Genomic DNA, 16736 nt, shown 5'->3' with positions numbered 1-16736 from the left:
TCAATGGGTTGGGCCGATTCGTCGATGATGCTTTCATATGTAATTCGATAAGGTTATAGTTAATATACTATGACGGCTCAAACCGACATCAAGACCGTCCACGCGCTGCGTACCGATGTGGCGTTGCAGCTCGCACGCCATCTGGGCAGGCAGCAGCTCAATCAGACTGTGGCTGCGAAACGGTTGCGTATTCCCCAGCCAACGCTGAGCAAGATCTTGAATGGCCGGGTGGCCGGTGTGTCACTCGAGCTGCTGATTCGCGTTGCAGTTCGAGCGGGTTTGCCGATGACGCTGCAGATCGGAGAGGCGCCTGAGGAGGCGGGAGCGTTCGTGGGTAATGTCGAGAGTACACGCACGAGTTCTCGCTCCAGGCTTGCTGACGAGGCGCGCGATGCATTGCTCGAGAGCGCGCGGCAGATGACACCAGAGGAGCGTCTGAACGCTCATTTGAAGCACAGTCAGCTTGTCGGCGCGCTGCATCGCGCTGGTAAACGATCCTCATGAAAGCTGACGGGCCCGGCCAATCGCCGCTGCTCCTCATGGACGTTGCGGTCGTACTGGTCGAGCAGGAAATCGAATACGCCGTCGTGGGTGCCATGGCAGCAGCGGTGCACGGTTCAGTCCGCGCAACGCTGGACGCCGATGCCCTCATCGCCGTCAGCATAGGGAAGCTTGCTCAGCTGGAACGCGTGTTCAGGAAGGCGGGATTCGACACCGATCTGCGCCGTGGGGACGCGGACGATCCTATTCCGGCTTTGCTTGCACTGAGCGATCGGCACCGTAACCGGGTGGATCTGCTTGCCGGGCTTCGCGGCCTGGACAAGCAAGCCTTTGCGCGCTCCATCGACGTACCGTTTGCAGGCAGCTCGGTTCGCGTGATCGGCCTCGAAGACTTCATTGCCATGAAGTGCTTCGCTGGAGGACCCCAGGATGTCGCCGATGCGCGTTATGCGCTCAGGAGCGCGACGGTGCCCGTCAACATCGATCTGGTGAGGCGACTCGCACGGCGATTCGGCAGGCCCGCCGCGGATGTTCTCGAACAACTGCTGGGCCGATGATCGTCGTGGCGGCTCACTGTCAGGGCATCGCCTCCGCGAACTGAGGCAGGTCGTCGGTGATGCGGAACCAGTTCGCGCCTGACTTCACGAAGATGTGAGCTTGCGGGCGTAGGCCAGGATCGCAGTCCAGCGAACCGGCGGGGATGAGGGCGATACCCCGTTCTGCTGAGACATGAGGTGCGGCTCCTCCGCAGCGGCGGCAGAAGCCGACGGTGAAAAATCGCGCGTCCGGAACTTTGTAGCGCACGACGTTGCCTTCGCCACGCACAAGCCGCAGATGGTCGATCTTGCACACGAGGTTCGTCGCGTGTGCGCTGCTTCGTCCGCGCCGGCAGCGTGTGCAATGACAGTTCACCATGCGCAGGAAGGGACCCGACACTTCGTAGGCCACATCGCCGCACAGGCAGCTGCCCGCGACTATTCCCGGCCTGGGTTCGACAGGTGTGCGCGTCACGCCTGTGATACCGAACTCTTCCGGATACTCTTCGTGCTGGGGCAACGAGTCCGTGATCGTGTGCCAGGGCGCCTTCGACGTCACGAACCAATGAGCGGATGGCTGGATGTCGGGACTTCCTTCGAGATTGCCGGCGGGGACGATTACCTGATCGAGCTCTTTCATCACCATCGGTGTGACGGAGCCGCAGGTCTTGCAGGAATATCGCCGGCCTTTCTCGGATGACTCATGCACGGTGATGTGGTCGGCTCCGCTGATCCAGCGAAATCCCATCAGCGGCGCGGCGGCAAAGGTGGCGAACGATCCGCCGTGATGCTTGCGGCACATTGAACAATGGCAATGCACCACCATTGTGAAGGGGCCGTCGATTTCGTAGCGAACGGCGCCGCAAAGGCACGTTCCCTGCGTAGGTGCGCGAGCAGCCGATGTCATGCGGCCTCCAGGTGCCGATGGGGTCATCGGCACGATACCAATGTGTGACGCGGTGCTCCACTGCAGCCGCGGTCGGGGCGAAAATTCGGGTTTTCATGGGTTCAACCCGCAACAAAGTCCGTGGTACAACTAAGTGATGAACACGGTTGCGGACATTCCACAGCGGCAGAGCCTGCGTGAGCAGGTGGAGCAGCTGCTGCCGACCTGGCAGAGCTGGTATCCGAGCCTCTTCCATGCCGCTGAAGACCTCGGTCTGATCCGCGCTCGCGTGTGCGCTCCGTCGTCCCTGATGCTGTCCAGCCGGCATGCCGGAGTTCAGGAAGAGGCGATGCGCGCGTTCAAGGAACAGTGGAGTGTCGAGGACGAGCCGGAGTTGCCGCCGCCTCAGCATCTGCAGTTGATGAAGCGGATCCAGCAGCAGGCACGCTTCGGGAAGAACACCAAGAGCACGGGCCGGCCGCCGATGAAGCGGCAGGGACGCTGAAGCGTAGTGTCCGTCTTCCCGCGAGCGTAGCCTTCGTCATTCCCGCGAAAGCGGGAATCCATGCCTCATATCCGGATGGATTCCCGCTTTCGCGGGAATGACAGGGGCTCAGAGCCGCGCCAGATCCGCGGCGTAGTTCGCGTACGAATCCTTCAGTGACGCCGAGTTCAGCAGCATCGCTGCGACGACCTCATCTGTTCCCGGACGCATGACGCGCGTGCGAATCCACATGCTCTCCGTTCGCCGGCTGCCGCTCAGGGCCACGACCTCGCGGTCGATCTCGTACTCTTCGCCGACGAACAGAGGTCCCTTGATGAGGCGGATTTCCTGATCGGCGAAGAGCCCGACAACGGGGCCATGGACGGGGAAGGGCTTCGTGTCGCGAGCGTGGTTCAACAGCACGCTGATCATCTCGACGGGAATGACTGGCTTCTTCCACGGCGAAGCTGTTGCTCCGTCCGCGGTGTACCACGGGGAAGTTTCCGTGATGACCCTGAGCTTGTCGGCGAGCGTGAACGGATAGAGATCGCCCATGTGCTGATCGAATCCCATGCGGACTCGCTGGCGGGCTGTTCGCATGCCGACGCGCACGTCGCGCAGGATGACGAGCTTCTCCGGTGGTTCGAGCTGAGAGATACGCTGCTCCAGCGCCGACGGCGGATTGCTCTCACCGACGGATGCCGTGCCGCGCAGAATCTCCGTGCCGTCCTCGCGCTGCATCCAGATCGTCGTCTGTGTGGCGCCATCCTTTGGTTTCGCAAGGAACGCGCGGACCTGCTCGCCCTCGAAGCAGGGATTGCGGTAGTGCGCTGACAGGCAGCCCTGTTCGAGCCAGCGAACGCCCCACGTCGCAACGCACAGCGGAACGAACTGGCTGAAGTGCGTCGGGCCTTCGATGGTCCCGCCTTTGAAGCCGAGCTTCTGCGCGGTCGCATCGTCGTGAATCGACGTGTGATTGTCGTACTGCTGTGCCGCGAGCATCTGGCGCGGCCCTCTGAGCGGTCCGACCAGGAGATCGCCGTTGTCCTGCAGTGGGGTAGCGAATGGTGTTTGCATGATCGTGATCGTCCCTGATCGCCTGGGTTGGTCAGCCTGAAACCTTGGAGAAGTCCGGTGCGCGACGTTCGGCAAAAGCGCGGAACGCTTCAGCAGCTTCCGCCGTCTGCAGTCGCTGACCGAAGATTTCGCCTTCGCGGCTCATGACTGCGGAGATCGCCGCAGCGTCACGCATGAGCTTCTTCGTCGCCTGCACTGCGCCCAGGGGCCGTGAAGCCAGAGCCTGCGCGGCGGCCCACGCTTTCGCGCGCACCTCGCTGACGGGTAGTGAAGCGTTGGCGATTCCGATCGAAGCCGCGGTGCGACCGTCGACAGGTTCACCGAGCGCGAACATGGCAAACGCCCGGGCATGTCCGATGCGGGCCGGGATGAGCCAGCTCGATGCTGCTTCGGGAACGAGCGCGAGATTGACGAAGGGAGTCGTCAGCTTCGCGTCGTCAGCGATGTAGACGAGATCGCAATGCATGAGCATCGTGACGCCGACGCCAACCGCGAAGCCCTGCACCGCGGCAACGTATGGTTTCTGGCCGCGCGCGAGTGCTTCGAGAAATACGTGTGCCTTCATTTCGCTGCGCGCCATCTTGCCGGCTGCAACAGCGGCAAAATCGGCGAGATCGTTGCCTGCGGTGAAGGCGTCGCCTTCGGCCTCGAACAGGACGGCACGGATCTGCGGATCGCTCTCGGCACGAGTCAGCGCTTCGCCCATGGCCACATACATCGCGTTGGTGATCGCGTTCTTTTTCTCTGGGCGATTGAACGCAATTCGCATGACGCGATCTTCGACGGTGACGCGGATGTGCTCGGTCATGGCGAACTCCGGAAAGAACCTGGACGGCGATTATCGGCTGGCCGTCATGCGCCGTTCAATGGCGGGGCCTTCGGCGAATGGCGACAGGGATACAAAAGAAAAGGGGGAGCAGAGCTCCCCCTTTTCGATCGTCGCTGGCCTTTTCCGTTGTGCGGATCAGGCTGCCTTGCCGGCGCCCGCCAGCTGGCGCAGCACGTAGTGCAGGATGCCGCCATGCTGGAAGTACTCGCGTTCCTTCGGCGTGTCGATGCGGACGCGAACTTCGAACTTGATCGGCGCACCGGAATCCGGCGTTGCCACGACGGTCACGACCTTCGCCGCGCCGCCGTTCAGTCCGATGATCTCGTAGCTTTCCTTGCCCGTGAGGCCGAGCGACTGAGCGTTCTGGCCTTCCTTGAACTGCAGCGGCAGCACGCCCATGCCGATCAGGTTCGAGCGATGGATGCGCTCGAAGCTCTCGGTGATGACCGCGCGAGCGCCCAGCAGCATCGTGCCCTTGGCGGCCCAGTCACGCGATGAGCCCGTGCCGTATTCCTTGCCGGCGATCACGATCAGCGGCGTGCCTTCCTGCTTGTAGCGCATCGCAGCGTCGAAGATGCTCATCTGCTCACCACTCGGCACGTGAACAGTCACGCCGCCCTCCGTGCCAGGCGCAAGCTGGTTGCGCAGACGGATGTTGGCGAAGGTGCCGCGCATCATGACTTCATGGTTGCCGCGGCGAGCGCCGTAGGAGTTGAAGTCCACCGGCTGCACACCCTGCGCGACGAGGTATTTCGCAGCCGGGCTCGACTTGGAGATGTCACCCGCGGGCGAAATATGATCTGTCGTTACCGAGTCTCCGAGCAGCGCGAGAACGCGTGCGGCGCGGATATCCGCGATGGAGTTCGGCTTCATCGTCATGCCGACGAAGTACGGCGGGTTCTTCACGTACGTGGACTTGTCGTTCCACGCGTAGATCTTGCCCGCCGGCAGGCGGATCGAATTCCAGTTCTCGTCACCCGTGAACACGCTGGCGTAGCCCTTGCGGAACATCGTCGAGTCGACGGACTTCGAGATGAACTCCTGGATCTCGGCTGGCGTCGGCCAGATGTCCTTGAGGTAGACCGGCTTGCCGTCGCTGCCGGTGCCCAGGGGTTCGGTCGTGAGATCGAGATTCAGCGTGCCGGCCAGCGCGTAGGCCACGACCAGCGGCGGTGATGCGAGGAAGTTCATCTTTACTTCCGGATGCACGCGGCCTTCGAAGTTGCGGTTGCCCGAGAGCACGGAGCAGGCGACGACATCTCCAGTCTTCACCGCAGTCGAGATCTCAGGACGCAGCGGGCCGGAGTTGCCGATGCAGGTCGTGCAGCCGTAGCCGACGGTGTAGAAGCCGAGTGCTTCGAGATCCGGCGCGAGGCCGGCCTTCGCCAGATAGTCCGTCACGACGCGCGAGCCGGGCGCGAGGCTGGTCTTCACCCAGGGCTTCGACGTCAGGCCGCGCTTGCGCGCCGCGCGAGCCAGCAAGCCGGCAGCGATGAGCACAGCGGGATTCGACGTGTTGGTGCAGCTCGTGATCGCCGCGATCAGCACGGCGCCGTCGGTCACGTCGAAAGACTTGCCATCCATCGTCGTCGAGCCCGTGCCCGTTGCCGTCGGATTCTTTTGTTTGCGCTCTTCGCCCATCTTGACGAAAGCGGACTGGTACACCTGCTTTGCGGTGCGCAGCGGCACGCGATCCTGCGGGCGCTTCGGACCGGCGAGCGAAGGCTCCACGGTGCCGAGATCGAGCTCGAGAACGTCGGTGTAGTCAGCAGGAGCCGCGCCGTCTTCACGCCACATGCCCTGATGCTTCGCGTACTGCTTCACGAGCTCGATCTGATCGGCATTGCGGCCGGTCAGTTCGAGGTAGCGCAGCGTTTCGTTGTCGATCGGGAAGATGCCGCAGGTGCTGCCGAATTCCGGCGCCATGTTCGCGATCGTCGCGCGATCGGCGAGCGGAAGATTGGCGAGGCCGTCGCCGTAGAACTCGACGAACTTGTCGACCACGCCCTTCTTGCGAAGCATTTCGGTGACCGTGAGCACGAGGTCGGTGGCTGTTGCACCCGCCGGCAGGTTGCCGATGAGCTTGAAGCCGATGACGTGCGGGATGAGCATCGTGACCGGCTGACCGAGCATTGCTGCTTCGGCTTCGATACCGCCGACGCCCCAGCCGAGCACGCCCAGGCCGTTGACCATCGTCGTGTGGGAGTCGGTGCCCACGAGCGTGTCCGGATACGCCCAGCGCACGCCGTCCTTCTCCGAGTCGAACACGACGCGTGCGAGGTGTTCGATGTTCACCTGGTGAACGATGCCGGTGTTCGGCGGGACGACCTTGAAGTTGCGGAACGCGGTCTGGCCCCAGCGCAGGAACTCATAACGTTCGGTGTTGCGACCGAACTCGATGGCCGTGTTCTTGGCGAGCGAGTCGGCGGTGCCGTAAGCGTCGACCTGCACCGAGTGGTCGATGACCAGTTCGGCCGGCGACAGCGGATTGATTTCATCGGCATTGCCGCCGAGCTTGATCATCGCCTCGCGCATCGCGGCGAGATCGACGACCGCGGGCACACCGGTGAAGTCCTGCATGATCACGCGGCTGGGCGTGAAGGAGATCTCGTAGGAAGGAGCAGCCTTCGGATCCCAGCTCACCAACGCATCGATGTCCGCGCGCGTGACGTTCACGCCGTCTTCGAAGCGAAGCAGGTTCTCGAGCAGGATCTTCAGGGAATAGGGCAGGCGTGCGACGTTGCGGTCCTTCAGCGCGGCCAGGCTGAAGATTTCGAAGTTGTTGCTGCCGCTAGCGAGCGTCGTGCGCGCCTTGAACGAGTCTTTCATGCGTCCTCCGGGAGGAAAAAGGGCGGGTGCCGAAGTGATTGGGGCCCCCGTTTAAATCGCGGCGGATTATAGCGGCTACAAGGGCAAAGGAGATCTCCGGCCGCATCGAAATGCGCGTTGCAATATCGAGAAAGTCTGGCAACCCGATGGGCCTCGTCTGACCCGCAAGGACAGTCAATACGCAGCCAAATCAGTCTTGTCGCGCGACGTCGATTCGGTGCCGGATTCGCGCTGGATCGACTCGATGACTCCGCCGCCCAGGCACTCCTCGCCGGCGTAGAAAACGGCGTACTGGCCGGGCGTAACGGCCCTCTGGGGCGTGGTGAATCGCACCTCGACGCTGCCGTCGGGGCGAACCGAGACGGCGCACGGCTGATCAGGCTGCCGATAACGCACCTTCGCTGTGCATTCGAACTGCTGAGCCGGCGGTGCGCCGGCCACCCAGGTCAGCTGCGATGCGATGAGTGAATCGCTCAGCAGCGCCTCATGGTCATGTCCCTGGACGGCAATCAGCACATTACGTGCGAGATCTTTGCGCGCGACGTACCAGGGCGCTTCCGTGGCATCAGCTTTTCCCCCAATGCGCAGGCCCTGGCGCTGTCCGAGCGTGTAGAACATCAGTCCCTGGTGGCGCCCGAGTTTCTCGCCCTGCGGCGTCTCGATATCGCCTGGCTGAGCGGGCAAGTAGTGCGACAGGAACTCCGCGAACGGACGCTCGCCGATGAAGCAGATGCCGGTGCTGTCCTTCTTGTCGAACACCGGCAGCGTCAGATCACGCGCGATCCGACGGATCTCGTCTTTGTGTCGATCGCCGATCGGAAAGAGCGTGCGCGACAGCGCCGACGCCGGCATCGCATGGAGGAAGTAGCTCTGGTCCTTCTCGCCGTCGACCGCTTTCAACAGCCGAGGTCGATCGCCATGCGTGACGCGTGCGTAGTGGCCTGTCGCAACCCATTCGGCCCCGAGCCGTCGCGCGTAGTCGAAGCAGACGCCGAACTTGATCTCGCGATTGCAGAGCACATCGGGATTCGGTGTGCGGCCCGCGCGATATTCATCGAGGAAGTACGCGAAGACGCGCTCGCGATACTCGCCCGCGAAGCTGACCTTGTGCAGCGGAATGCCGATGCTCTCGCAGACGCTGCGAGCATCCTGGTAGTCCTGTGCAGCGGTGCAGTATCCGTCCTCATCCTCGTCCCAGTTGCTCATGAAGAGCCCCTGCACCTCGTATCCCTGCTGCAGGAGCGACCAGGCAGCGACTGAAGAGTCGACGCCGCCAGACATGCCGACGATGACGAGAGGAGAGGCCATGGACTACGGAAGGAAGGGAACGCCACGGCAGGATGCCGCAGCAGCGGAACTTACGAAAGACGGTCGATGATCGGCAGCTCGTCGCCACGGGCACGGCGATCATCCACGCCGCCCGTGGTAATCGTCCGAAGCATGTGTTGCACGACTTCCATCGGATAGCGACGGCCTTCGAGATAGTCGTCGATACATCGCAGCACCATGGGGCTGCGAAGGCGGGACGAGCGCATCACGATCTGTGCGCGGCTCATCCACAACGCACGCTCGATGCCGCGATCGAGGCGGCGATGCGGGTCGTGGCTGGTCACCTGGCCGCAGAACGTGAAGCGCAGGAAGCTGCGCTGCTTTTCCGGCTGGTCCCAGAGGTAGATGCCGGTGAGTGCGTCCGGACGGAAAGTCCAGGCGGTCTCTTCCAGCGTTTCGCGAATCACGGCGGCGATGAGCTCTTCACCGCGCTCGACATGGCCGGCAGGCTGGTTGAACACCATGGCATTGCCCACCCGTTCTTCGACGAGCAGGAACTGGCCATCGTGTTCGATGACCGCAGCGACGGTAAGGTCGGGTCTCAAAGACATTTTGTGAGTATATCCGCGCCCTTACGACCAAATTGTGACGCGGCTCCACATTAGCATGCCACGGTCGGAAAGGGCACCCGGGCGAAAGTCAGACGTTCCTGGCCAGTTGGCCCGCGACCCCAGTGTAGGTGGCGGGGGTGAGCTCCAGCAGCAGGGCTTTTGCCTCTGGCGGAATGGCCAATCCTTCGATGAACTGCCGCATTGCGACGGCGTCGATCCGCTGTCCCCGCGTCAGGGATTTCAGCTGCTCATAGGCATTCTCGACCCCGAAGCGCCGCATGACAGTCTGGATCGGTTCGGCGAGCAGCTCCCAGTTTGCATCCAGGTCGGCAGCCAGCTGTCTGGCGTCCACATCCACGCGCTCCAGTCCACGCTCGATCGAGCGCCAGGCGATGAGCGAGTGACTGACGGCCACGCCGACGTTGCGCAGCACCGTCGAGTCGGTGAGATCGCGCTGCCAGCGGGACACCGGAAGCTTGTCGGCCAGGAACCGCAGCATCGCGTTTGCGAGCCCGAGGTTGCCCTCGCCATTCTCGAAATCGATCGGATTGACCTTGTGCGGCATCGTCGAGGAGCCGACTTCCCCCGCGACGACGCGCTGGCGGAAATACCCGAGCGAGATGTAGCCCCAGAAATCGCGGCACAAATCGACGAGGATCGTGTTGATGCGGGCGAGCGCGTCGAAGTACTCGGCGTTCCAGTCGTGCGGCTCGATCTGGGTCGTATAGGGATTCCAGGTCAGGCCCAGCGATTCGACGAATCGTGAGCCGAGGGACGGCCAGTCGACGTTCGGATACGCGACCAGGTGTGCATTGAAGTTGCCCACAGCGCCATTGATCTTGCCCTCGATCGTGACCGCGGCGAAGCGCAGTCGTTGGCGTTGCAAGCGGTAAACGAAATTCGCGACTTCCTTGCCAAGCGTCGTCGGTGTGGCGGGCTGGCCGTGGGTACGGGACATCATCGGTACTTCGGCATTGGCGTGCGCCAGCGTGCGCAGGCGCGAGATCAGAGTATCCAGACGCGGCAACAGCACCTGATCGCGGGCTTCCTTCAGCATCAGCGCGTAGCTGAGATTGTTGATGTCTTCGGAAGTGCAGGCGAAGTGCACGAACTCGCGGCGCGACCGCCAGGCCGGCACGCCATCGAGGCGGCTCTTCACGAAGTATTCGACCGCCTTCACGTCATGATTGGTCTCGCGCTCGATGCGTTTGACTTCGACCGCATCCGCATCAGTAAGCGCGGCGGCGAGCGTATCGAGGATCGTGATGGCTTCGGCCGGCAGACCGCGCAATTCGGGAATGGCGGCCTCGGCGGCCAGGGCCTTCAACCAGAGGGCTTCGACGCGGACACGCTGACGGATCAGGCCGCGCTCGCTGAAAAGCGGCCGCAGTTCGGCGCACTTGTCCGCATAGCGGCCATCGATGGGGGAGATGGCGTTCAGGAGGTGGATGTTCATTGTAGAATCATACCGCACGCTCCCGGCTGCGCGCTTCGCGCAAATCCCTGCGGGAACGTTCCTGGACAATGCGATTCGACGGAGTCCTTGTGACGCAAAGCGGTTTTCGGATCGAGCATGACAGTCTCGGCGAACTGAAGGTGCCCGCGGACGCCCTCTGGGGGCCGCAGACGCAACGCGCAGTCGAGAACTTCCCCATCAGCGGCCTGAGGATGCCGCGCGATTTCATTCGCGCGCTCGGCCTCATCAAGTGGGCCGCCGCAACGGCGAATCTCGAACTGGACGCGCTCGATCCGAAGCGGGCCGGCGCCATTCAGAAGGCGAGCCTCGAGGTCATCGAAGGCAAGCACGATTCGCAATTCCCCGTCGATGTGTTCCAGACGGGGTCGGGCACCAGCAGCAACATGAATGCGAACGAGGTGATCGCGCGCCTGGCGAGCCGCTTTGCGGGCCTCCCGGTGCATCCGAACGATCACGTCAACATGAGCCAGAGCTCGAACGACGTCATTCCGACGGCGATTCATCTGAGCGCATTGCTGGCGGTCGAGCAGCACCTGTTGCCGGCGCTGGCGTATCTGAACGCCGTGATCAGCCGGCGCATCGGCGAGATCGGCGACATCGTGAAGACCGGCCGCACGCATCTGATGGATGCGATGCCGGTGACGTTCGGCCAGGAAATGAGCGGCTGGCATGCGCAGATTGAGCACGGGACGGCGCGAGTCATGGATTGCCGGCCGCGCCTGCAGCAGATCGCGCTGGGCGGCACTGCGGTGGGAACCGGAATCAACGCCGATCCGAAGTTCGCGACATTGGCGGCGCGCTACCTGTCGGTGAAGAGTGGTCTCGAACTGCGCGCGAGCACGAACTACTTCGAATCGCTGTCATCGCAGGATGCAGCAGTAGAGCTCTCGGGACAGCTGAAGACACTCGCGGTGTCGCTGACGAAGATTGCGAACGACCTGCGCTGGATGAACAGCGGTCCGCTGGCGGGCCTCGGCGAGATCTCGCTGCCTGCGTTACAGCCGGGCAGCAGCATCATGCCGGGCAAGGTCAATCCGGTCATCCCGGAAGCCGTTGCGATGGTCGCGGCGCAGGTGATCGGCAACGACACGACGATCACGATCGCGGGCCAGTCCGGCAATTTCCAGCTCAACGTGATGCTCCCGGTGATCGCTCACAATCTGCTGCAGAGTGTCGATCTGCTGTCGAACGGGGCACGCGTTCTGGCGGACGCGGCGATTGGCGGGTTCACGGTGAATCAAACGGCGGTGGACGCGGCGCTCGAGCGCAATCCCATTCTCATCACGGCGCTGAACCCGGTGATCGGTTACGAACTGGGCGCGAAGATCGCGAAGCAGGCGTATGCGGAGAAACGTTCCGTGCGGGACGTCGCCGCGGAGAACACGAAGCTTTCCGAAGAAGAGCTGAACCGCTTGCTCGACCCGCGCGAACTGACACGAGGCGGCGTGAAGGCCGAGGGTGGCGGTTGATCGCTCAGGATCGCATCGCGCTTCGGGGTCTGATCGAGGAGAAGCTCAGAGGCTCTCGACCCCCTACGGATTTCAGCGCGGCGCTGCCCGGAGGCATGGCGCCCGAGGCGACTTCGATCGTGCGCCAGTTCTATCCGGCCTCGCCGGTCCCGGCGGCGGTCCTTGTGCCGATCATCGATCGCGAGGAAGGGCTTTCGGTGCTGCTCACGCAGCGATCGGCGCAGCTCAAGAATCATGCCGGCCAGATCAGTTTTCCCGGCGGCAAGGTCGAGCTCACGGACGACGGCCCGGGCGCGACAGCGTTGCGCGAAACGGAAGAAGAGATCGGCCTGTCCCGCGATTTCGTTCAGGTCGTGGGCTACATGGAGCCGCACGTCATTCTCACGGGATTCTGGGTGACGCCGGTCGTCGGGTTCGTGCGTCCGGGGTTTGCGCTCAAGCTCGATCAGCGCGAAGTCGATTCCGCCTTCGAAGTACCGCTGTCGCATGTGCTCGACGAAGCGAATCATCTCTCGCGCGAACGCAAGATCGGTGATGCTTCCGTCCAGGTCTATGACATCCCGTTCGGCAGCCATCGCATCTGGGGTGCGACCGCGGGCATGCTGATGGCGTTCTACCGGCTGCTTCGGCAAGCGTGAGCCAACGCGCGTCATTCACTCACACGGACCGATCCCATGCCCATCACGCGTCTTCTCGAGATCATGGCCCGGTTGCGGGATCCGCGGCGCGGCTGTCCGTGGGATCTGCAGCAGAATTTCTCCACCATCGCGCCGTATACCATCGAAGAAGCATACGAAGTCGCCGACGCGATCGAGCGCAACAATCTGCCGCAGTTGCGTGACGAACTCGGCGACCTGCTGTTCCAGATCGCCTTTCATTCGCAGCTTGCGAAAGAGCAGGGTGCCTTCGCATTCGATGACGTCGTCGCGGCGATCTGCGACAAGATGGAGCGACGTCACCCGCACGTGTTCGGCACGGCCACGATCGCGGACGCGGAGCAGCAGACGATCGCCTGGGAAGAACAGAAGCGGCGTGAGCGTGCGGCTTTGCATGACAGCGTTCTCGATGACGTCCCCGTCGGCTTGCCCGCACTTACTCGTGCGAACAAGCTCGGCAAGCGTGCCGCGCAGGTGGGTTTCGAATGGGCCGACGTTTCCGGCGCAATCGACAAGGTTCAGGAGGAAATCGGCGAGCTCCGACAAGAGATCGCGACAGGCGCGGACCCGAAGGAAGTCGAGCAGGAGCTCGGCGATCTCCTGTTCTGCCTGGTCAACGTCTGCAGATACCTGAAGATCGACCCCGAGAATGCCTTGCGACTCACGAACGCCAAGTTCGAGCGCCGCTTCCGCCATATTGAACGGCGCCTGAACGAGCAGGGGAAAACCCCGAAGGAATCGACGCTCGAGGAAATGGACAGCCTCTGGGACGAAGCAAAGCGCGAAGGCAAATGACGGCGTCACTTTTCGTCACCGGCGTCACACCGCCGGGTCCGCAGGGGATTCAGTCTCCATTCAGAGCCTGAACCCTATCGTGTCTCCCATGCCCGGCTCCATTTCCGCCGGGAGGGAGAGAAGAACATGGCGACTGTCGGGCGAGCCCTCGTGATTCTGGTTGGATTGAGCGTGACGACTGCCGCGCTGGCAGCGCCGCCGCCGTGGTCCAATTCGCGTCACAACCGCTCCTACGATGACGGCTACGACTACGCCCCGGTCGTGCGCTCGGAGCCGATCGTGCGCCAGGTGCGAGTCGAGACGCCGCGCCGTGAGTGCTGGGACGAGACCGTCGAATCGCGTCCGCACATTTCCGATCCCTCGGTGGGCGGCCGGACCCTGCTCGGCGGCATCATTGGCGGTGTGATCGGACACCAGTTCGGTAGCGGCCGTGGAAATGATGCGGCGACGATCGCCGGTGCCGCCATCGGTGCGGGCGTGGGTTATGACAGCGCGCGCCGCGCTCAGGGAAACTCGACTCAGGAAGTCGTACAGCGCTGCGAGGTCCGCTACGAGGACCAGTACGAGGAGCGCATCGAGGGTTACCGGGTGACGTACGAGTACAACGGCCGCGAGTACACCACCCGCATGGCTTACGATCCGGGCGCCAAGATCCGGGTCCGTGTGGCCGTCGCACCGGCCGAAGGCTGATTTGAGGGGTCGATGGGGTGTGAATCCGCACCCCATCGACCGTAAACTACCGCCCCCATGCGATCCCGCTTTTCGATTCTGGCTTTGTTTGCGGCGCTCGTCCTGGCCGTCGGGACGCCGGTTGCGAACGCGCAGAATCTCATCGAGAAACGACCGCGCAGCGACAGGCAGGCGGAGCGCCCCCGCGTGTCGCTCGACCAGGCCGTCAACATGGCTGAGAGTCGCTACCGCGCGAAGGCCGTCAAGACGCAGCAGTCCGTCAGCGGCGACCGCGTCGTCTACCACATCCGGCTGCTCAGCGGCGATGGCAGGGTCTGGACCGTGCAGGTCGATGCTCAGACCGGGCAGATGTACTGATGCGTGTACTGGTTGTCGAGGACGAAGCCGCGTTGCGTGAATCGCTCGCGGAGCAATTCAAGGAAGCCGGCTTCACCGTGGACCAGGCAGCCGACGGCGAGGAAGGCCTCTACTGTGGGCGCGAATACGCGCTCGATCTCGCCGTGGTCGATCTCGGGTTGCCGAAGCTCCCGGGCCTCGAGCTGATCCGCAAACTCCGCGCCGAGTCCAAGTCCTATCCGATCCTGATCCTGACGGCGCGTGATCGCTGGCAGGAAAAGGTCGAAGGCCTGCAGGCGGGTGCGGACGACTACGTTGCCAAACCCTTTCATTTCGAGGAGCTCCTCGCACGGGCCCAGGCGCTGTTGCGCCGGTCCGGCGGATGGGCACAACCGGTGCTGCGTTGCGGCCCCGTGGCGCTCGACCCGCGTACGCAGGAAGTGTCCGTCAACGGCAAGCGCGTCGAGCTGACCAGCTTCGAATACCGCATTCTCGAATACCTGATCCATCGCGCCGGCGAAGTCATTTCAAAAGCCGAGCTCACCGATCGTCTGTACGCGCAGGACTTCGACCGTGACAGCAACACGATCGAGGTCTTCATCGGCCGCCTGCGCCGCAAGCTCGATCCCGACGACACCATCAAGCCCATCGAGACGCTGCGGGGACGCGGATACCGCTTCGCGCTGCAGAGGGACAGCGCCTGAGGGCGTGCGGAATGCCGGAATGGAGATCTCCACGGGGGACACGGGGATCACAGGGTAAGAGCCAAAGAACAATTAGGGCGCGCTCAATCCAGAATCTTCATGGCGATTCCATTCTTCAGAAATTTTTTCTGCCCCGTGATCCCCGTGTCCCCCGTGGAGATTCCGGCTTCTGGCTCTAGATGCAGCCGCACTCGCTAAGCACCCGACTGCTGGCGTCCGTCAGCGTGCTGCTCGTCGTGTTCTTCGGCATCACGATCGTCGCGCTCGACCTGGTGTTTCGCGATCTCGCGGAGCGATCGGTGCGCGATCGGCTGGAGATCCAGCTCCTCGCGCTGATCACGGCGTCGGACGAAGATACCAACGGCGGCCTGCAGCCGGCGCCGCAACTCGCGGAAATCCGGTTCAACAATCCGGGATCGGGGCTCTACGGAGAGATCGTGCGCAGCGACGGTTATCGCAGCTGGCGTTCGCCTTCGCTCGCGGGCACCGGCCTTGATTTTGCGCCTGCGCTGAAAACGGGCGAGCGTCGTTTCGGAGAACTGCGCAGCGCTGATGGCACGGTCGTGCTCGCTTTGAGTCGCGGCATCGAATGGGAATTCAACAACCGCAAGAAGCGCTCATTCGTCTACAGCGTGGCAGAGAGCCGCGATCCCTACTACGCACAGCTGAACCGATTCCGCGTGCAGCTGTTCGGCTGGTTCAGCGTACTGATGCTGCTGTTGCTGGGCGGCCTTGCGATTCTGCTGCGCCGCCTGCTTGCACCGCTCAGGCGCGTCGAGCGCGAGATCGAAGCGATCGAAGTCGGAGAGATGACTGAGCTGGGAGGAGGTTATCCCCGCGAGCTGCTGGGCATCACCACCAATCTCAATACGCTGTTGCGCAGCGAGCGCGACCGGCTGCAGCGCTATCGCAATACGCTCGGGAATCTTGCCCACAGCTTCAAGACGCCGCTCGCCGTCATGCGAAACCTTCTCGGCGCCTCGGAGGCGAGCAAGTTGACCATCGCGCGCCAACTCGACGAGCAGGTCGGACGCATGGACGACATCGTGAAGTACCAGCTCAAGCGTGCAGCGGCGTCAGGCGGTACGGGATTGGGAACCGCACCCGTCGATGTAAGAGCAGCATTGGAAGCACTGCGAGGCGCGCTGCTCAAGGTGTACATGGATCGCGGCATCGTGTGCGATTTGAGTGTGGCTGAAGGCTGCATGTACTTCGGCGATCGGGAAGACCTGTCGGAGATGGCGGGCAACCTGCTCGACAACGCGTTCAAGTGGGCAAAGAGCCGGGTCCGGCTGACGGCGAATCGGCTGGCGAGCCCCGCGGCCCGTCGTGATGGCCTGCAGTTGATCGTCGAAGACGATGGGCCGGGTATTCCGGAGGCGGAGCGTGCCCGCGTCCTCGATCGAGGCGCGCGGCTCGACGAACGGGTCAGTGGGCAGGGAATCGGCCTCTCCGTCGTGCGCGAGGTCGCCAAACTCAATGGCGGCACCCTGCATATCGGCGAATCCGCTTTGGGCGGGGCTCTGATCGAGATACGTCTGCCGCCCATTTGAAATTACAATGCCGGCCCGTTTTGGCCGGTCAGTT

17 protein-coding genes are annotated in these 16736 nt (G+C 63.1%); 10 read left to right on the top strand and 7 right to left on the bottom strand.

The window, feature by feature from the left end; all coding sequences use genetic code 11:
* Positions 1–69 precede the first annotated feature (69 nt).
* Together HNQ60_RS05320 and HNQ60_RS05315 are read left to right on the top strand one after the other, a co-directional pair.
* On the top strand, positions 70–504 hold the full coding sequence (locus HNQ60_RS05320; RefSeq protein ID WP_184329943.1) for an XRE family transcriptional regulator: 435 nt from the start codon (positions 70–72) through the stop codon (positions 502–504).
* Complete coding sequence (locus HNQ60_RS05315) at positions 501–1058, top strand: hypothetical protein (RefSeq protein ID WP_184329942.1); 558 nt, start codon at positions 501–503, stop codon at positions 1056–1058. Before HNQ60_RS05320 ends, HNQ60_RS05315 begins: the two co-directional genes overlap by 4 nt.
* A 19-nt stretch (positions 1059–1077) precedes the next feature.
* Here the strand turns inward: HNQ60_RS05315 and HNQ60_RS05310 are convergent, their stop codons facing one another.
* A complete protein-coding gene (locus HNQ60_RS05310) occupies positions 1078–1944 on the bottom strand; it encodes a GFA family protein (RefSeq protein ID WP_184329941.1) in 867 nt (288 codons plus the stop codon).
* A 136-nt stretch (positions 1945–2080) separates the two neighbouring features.
* Here HNQ60_RS05310 and HNQ60_RS05305 point away from each other — a divergent pair, with 136 nt between their 5' ends.
* Entirely contained in the window at positions 2081–2428 is a 348-nt protein-coding gene (locus tag HNQ60_RS05305; protein ID WP_184329940.1) for a hypothetical protein, read from the top strand.
* Between the two features lie 108 nt (positions 2429–2536).
* Here HNQ60_RS05305 and HNQ60_RS05300 read toward each other — a convergent pair whose 3' ends face one another.
* The 6 genes from HNQ60_RS05300 to purB all read right to left on the bottom strand — a co-directional run bounded on the left by HNQ60_RS05300 (position 2537) and on the right by purB (position 10478).
* Positions 2537–3487: a hypothetical protein gene (locus HNQ60_RS05300; protein ID WP_407676435.1), complete on the bottom strand. Its 951-nt coding sequence runs from the start codon at positions 3485–3487 to the stop codon at positions 2537–2539.
* 28 nt (positions 3488–3515) lie between these two features.
* Complete coding sequence (locus HNQ60_RS05295; protein WP_184329938.1) at positions 3516–4292, bottom strand: enoyl-CoA hydratase-related protein; 777 nt, start codon at positions 4290–4292, stop codon at positions 3516–3518.
* A 156-nt stretch (positions 4293–4448) separates the two neighbouring features.
* Positions 4449–7142 (bottom strand): aconitate hydratase AcnA, encoded by a 2694-nt coding sequence (gene acnA / locus HNQ60_RS05290; RefSeq protein WP_184329937.1) that lies wholly within the window; start codon positions 7140–7142, stop codon positions 4449–4451.
* 174 nt (positions 7143–7316) lie between these two features.
* Positions 7317–8450 (bottom strand): tRNA 2-thiouridine(34) synthase MnmA, encoded by a 1134-nt coding sequence (gene mnmA, locus HNQ60_RS05285; RefSeq protein ID WP_184329936.1) that lies wholly within the window; start codon positions 8448–8450, stop codon positions 7317–7319.
* A gap of 50 nt (positions 8451–8500) precedes the next feature.
* Positions 8501–9022, bottom strand: a complete 522-nt coding sequence (locus HNQ60_RS05280) for an NUDIX hydrolase (RefSeq protein ID WP_184329935.1) — start codon at positions 9020–9022, stop codon at positions 8501–8503.
* A gap of 88 nt (positions 9023–9110) precedes the next feature.
* Positions 9111–10478: an adenylosuccinate lyase gene (purB, locus tag HNQ60_RS05275; RefSeq protein WP_184329934.1), complete on the bottom strand. Its 1368-nt coding sequence runs from the start codon at positions 10476–10478 to the stop codon at positions 9111–9113.
* A 68-nt stretch (positions 10479–10546) separates the two neighbouring features.
* Between purB and HNQ60_RS05270 the strand changes: the two genes are divergently transcribed.
* The 7 genes from HNQ60_RS05270 (at position 10547) to HNQ60_RS05240 (ending at position 16702) form a co-directional block, all read left to right on the top strand.
* Positions 10547–11968 carry a class II fumarate hydratase gene (locus tag HNQ60_RS05270; protein WP_184329933.1) on the top strand — a complete coding sequence of 474 codons (1422 nt, stop codon included), beginning with the start codon at positions 10547–10549 and terminating at the stop codon, positions 11966–11968.
* Complete coding sequence (locus HNQ60_RS05265; RefSeq protein WP_184329932.1) at positions 11965–12606, top strand: NUDIX hydrolase; 642 nt, start codon at positions 11965–11967, stop codon at positions 12604–12606. Before HNQ60_RS05270 ends, HNQ60_RS05265 begins: the two co-directional genes overlap by 4 nt.
* A gap of 36 nt (positions 12607–12642) precedes the next feature.
* On the top strand, positions 12643–13419 hold the full coding sequence (mazG, locus tag HNQ60_RS05260; protein WP_184329931.1) for a nucleoside triphosphate pyrophosphohydrolase: 777 nt from the start codon (positions 12643–12645) through the stop codon (positions 13417–13419).
* Positions 13420–13545: 126 nt separating this feature from the next.
* Positions 13546–14109 (top strand): glycine zipper 2TM domain-containing protein, encoded by a 564-nt coding sequence (locus tag HNQ60_RS05255; protein WP_184329930.1) that lies wholly within the window; start codon positions 13546–13548, stop codon positions 14107–14109.
* A gap of 57 nt (positions 14110–14166) precedes the next feature.
* Positions 14167–14466, top strand: coding sequence for a PepSY domain-containing protein (locus tag HNQ60_RS05250; RefSeq protein WP_184329929.1), 300 nt, complete (start codon positions 14167–14169; stop codon positions 14464–14466).
* Entirely contained in the window at positions 14466–15149 is a 684-nt protein-coding gene (locus tag HNQ60_RS05245) for a response regulator transcription factor (protein ID WP_184329928.1), read from the top strand. The genes HNQ60_RS05250 and HNQ60_RS05245 overlap by 1 nt, the downstream gene beginning before the upstream one ends.
* A 179-nt stretch (positions 15150–15328) precedes the next feature.
* Positions 15329–16702, top strand: coding sequence for an ATP-binding protein (locus HNQ60_RS05240; RefSeq protein WP_184329927.1), 1374 nt, complete (start codon positions 15329–15331; stop codon positions 16700–16702).
* Positions 16703–16736 lie beyond the last annotated feature (34 nt).

Origin of the sequence: Povalibacter uvarum, assembly GCF_014202975.1 — a bacterium.
In the GTDB taxonomy this organism is placed as follows: Bacteria; Pseudomonadota; Gammaproteobacteria; order Steroidobacterales; family Steroidobacteraceae; genus Steroidobacter; species Steroidobacter uvarum.
The sequence above is the reverse complement of the archived record's forward strand: the minus strand, read 5'-3'. Positions and strand labels throughout refer to the sequence as shown.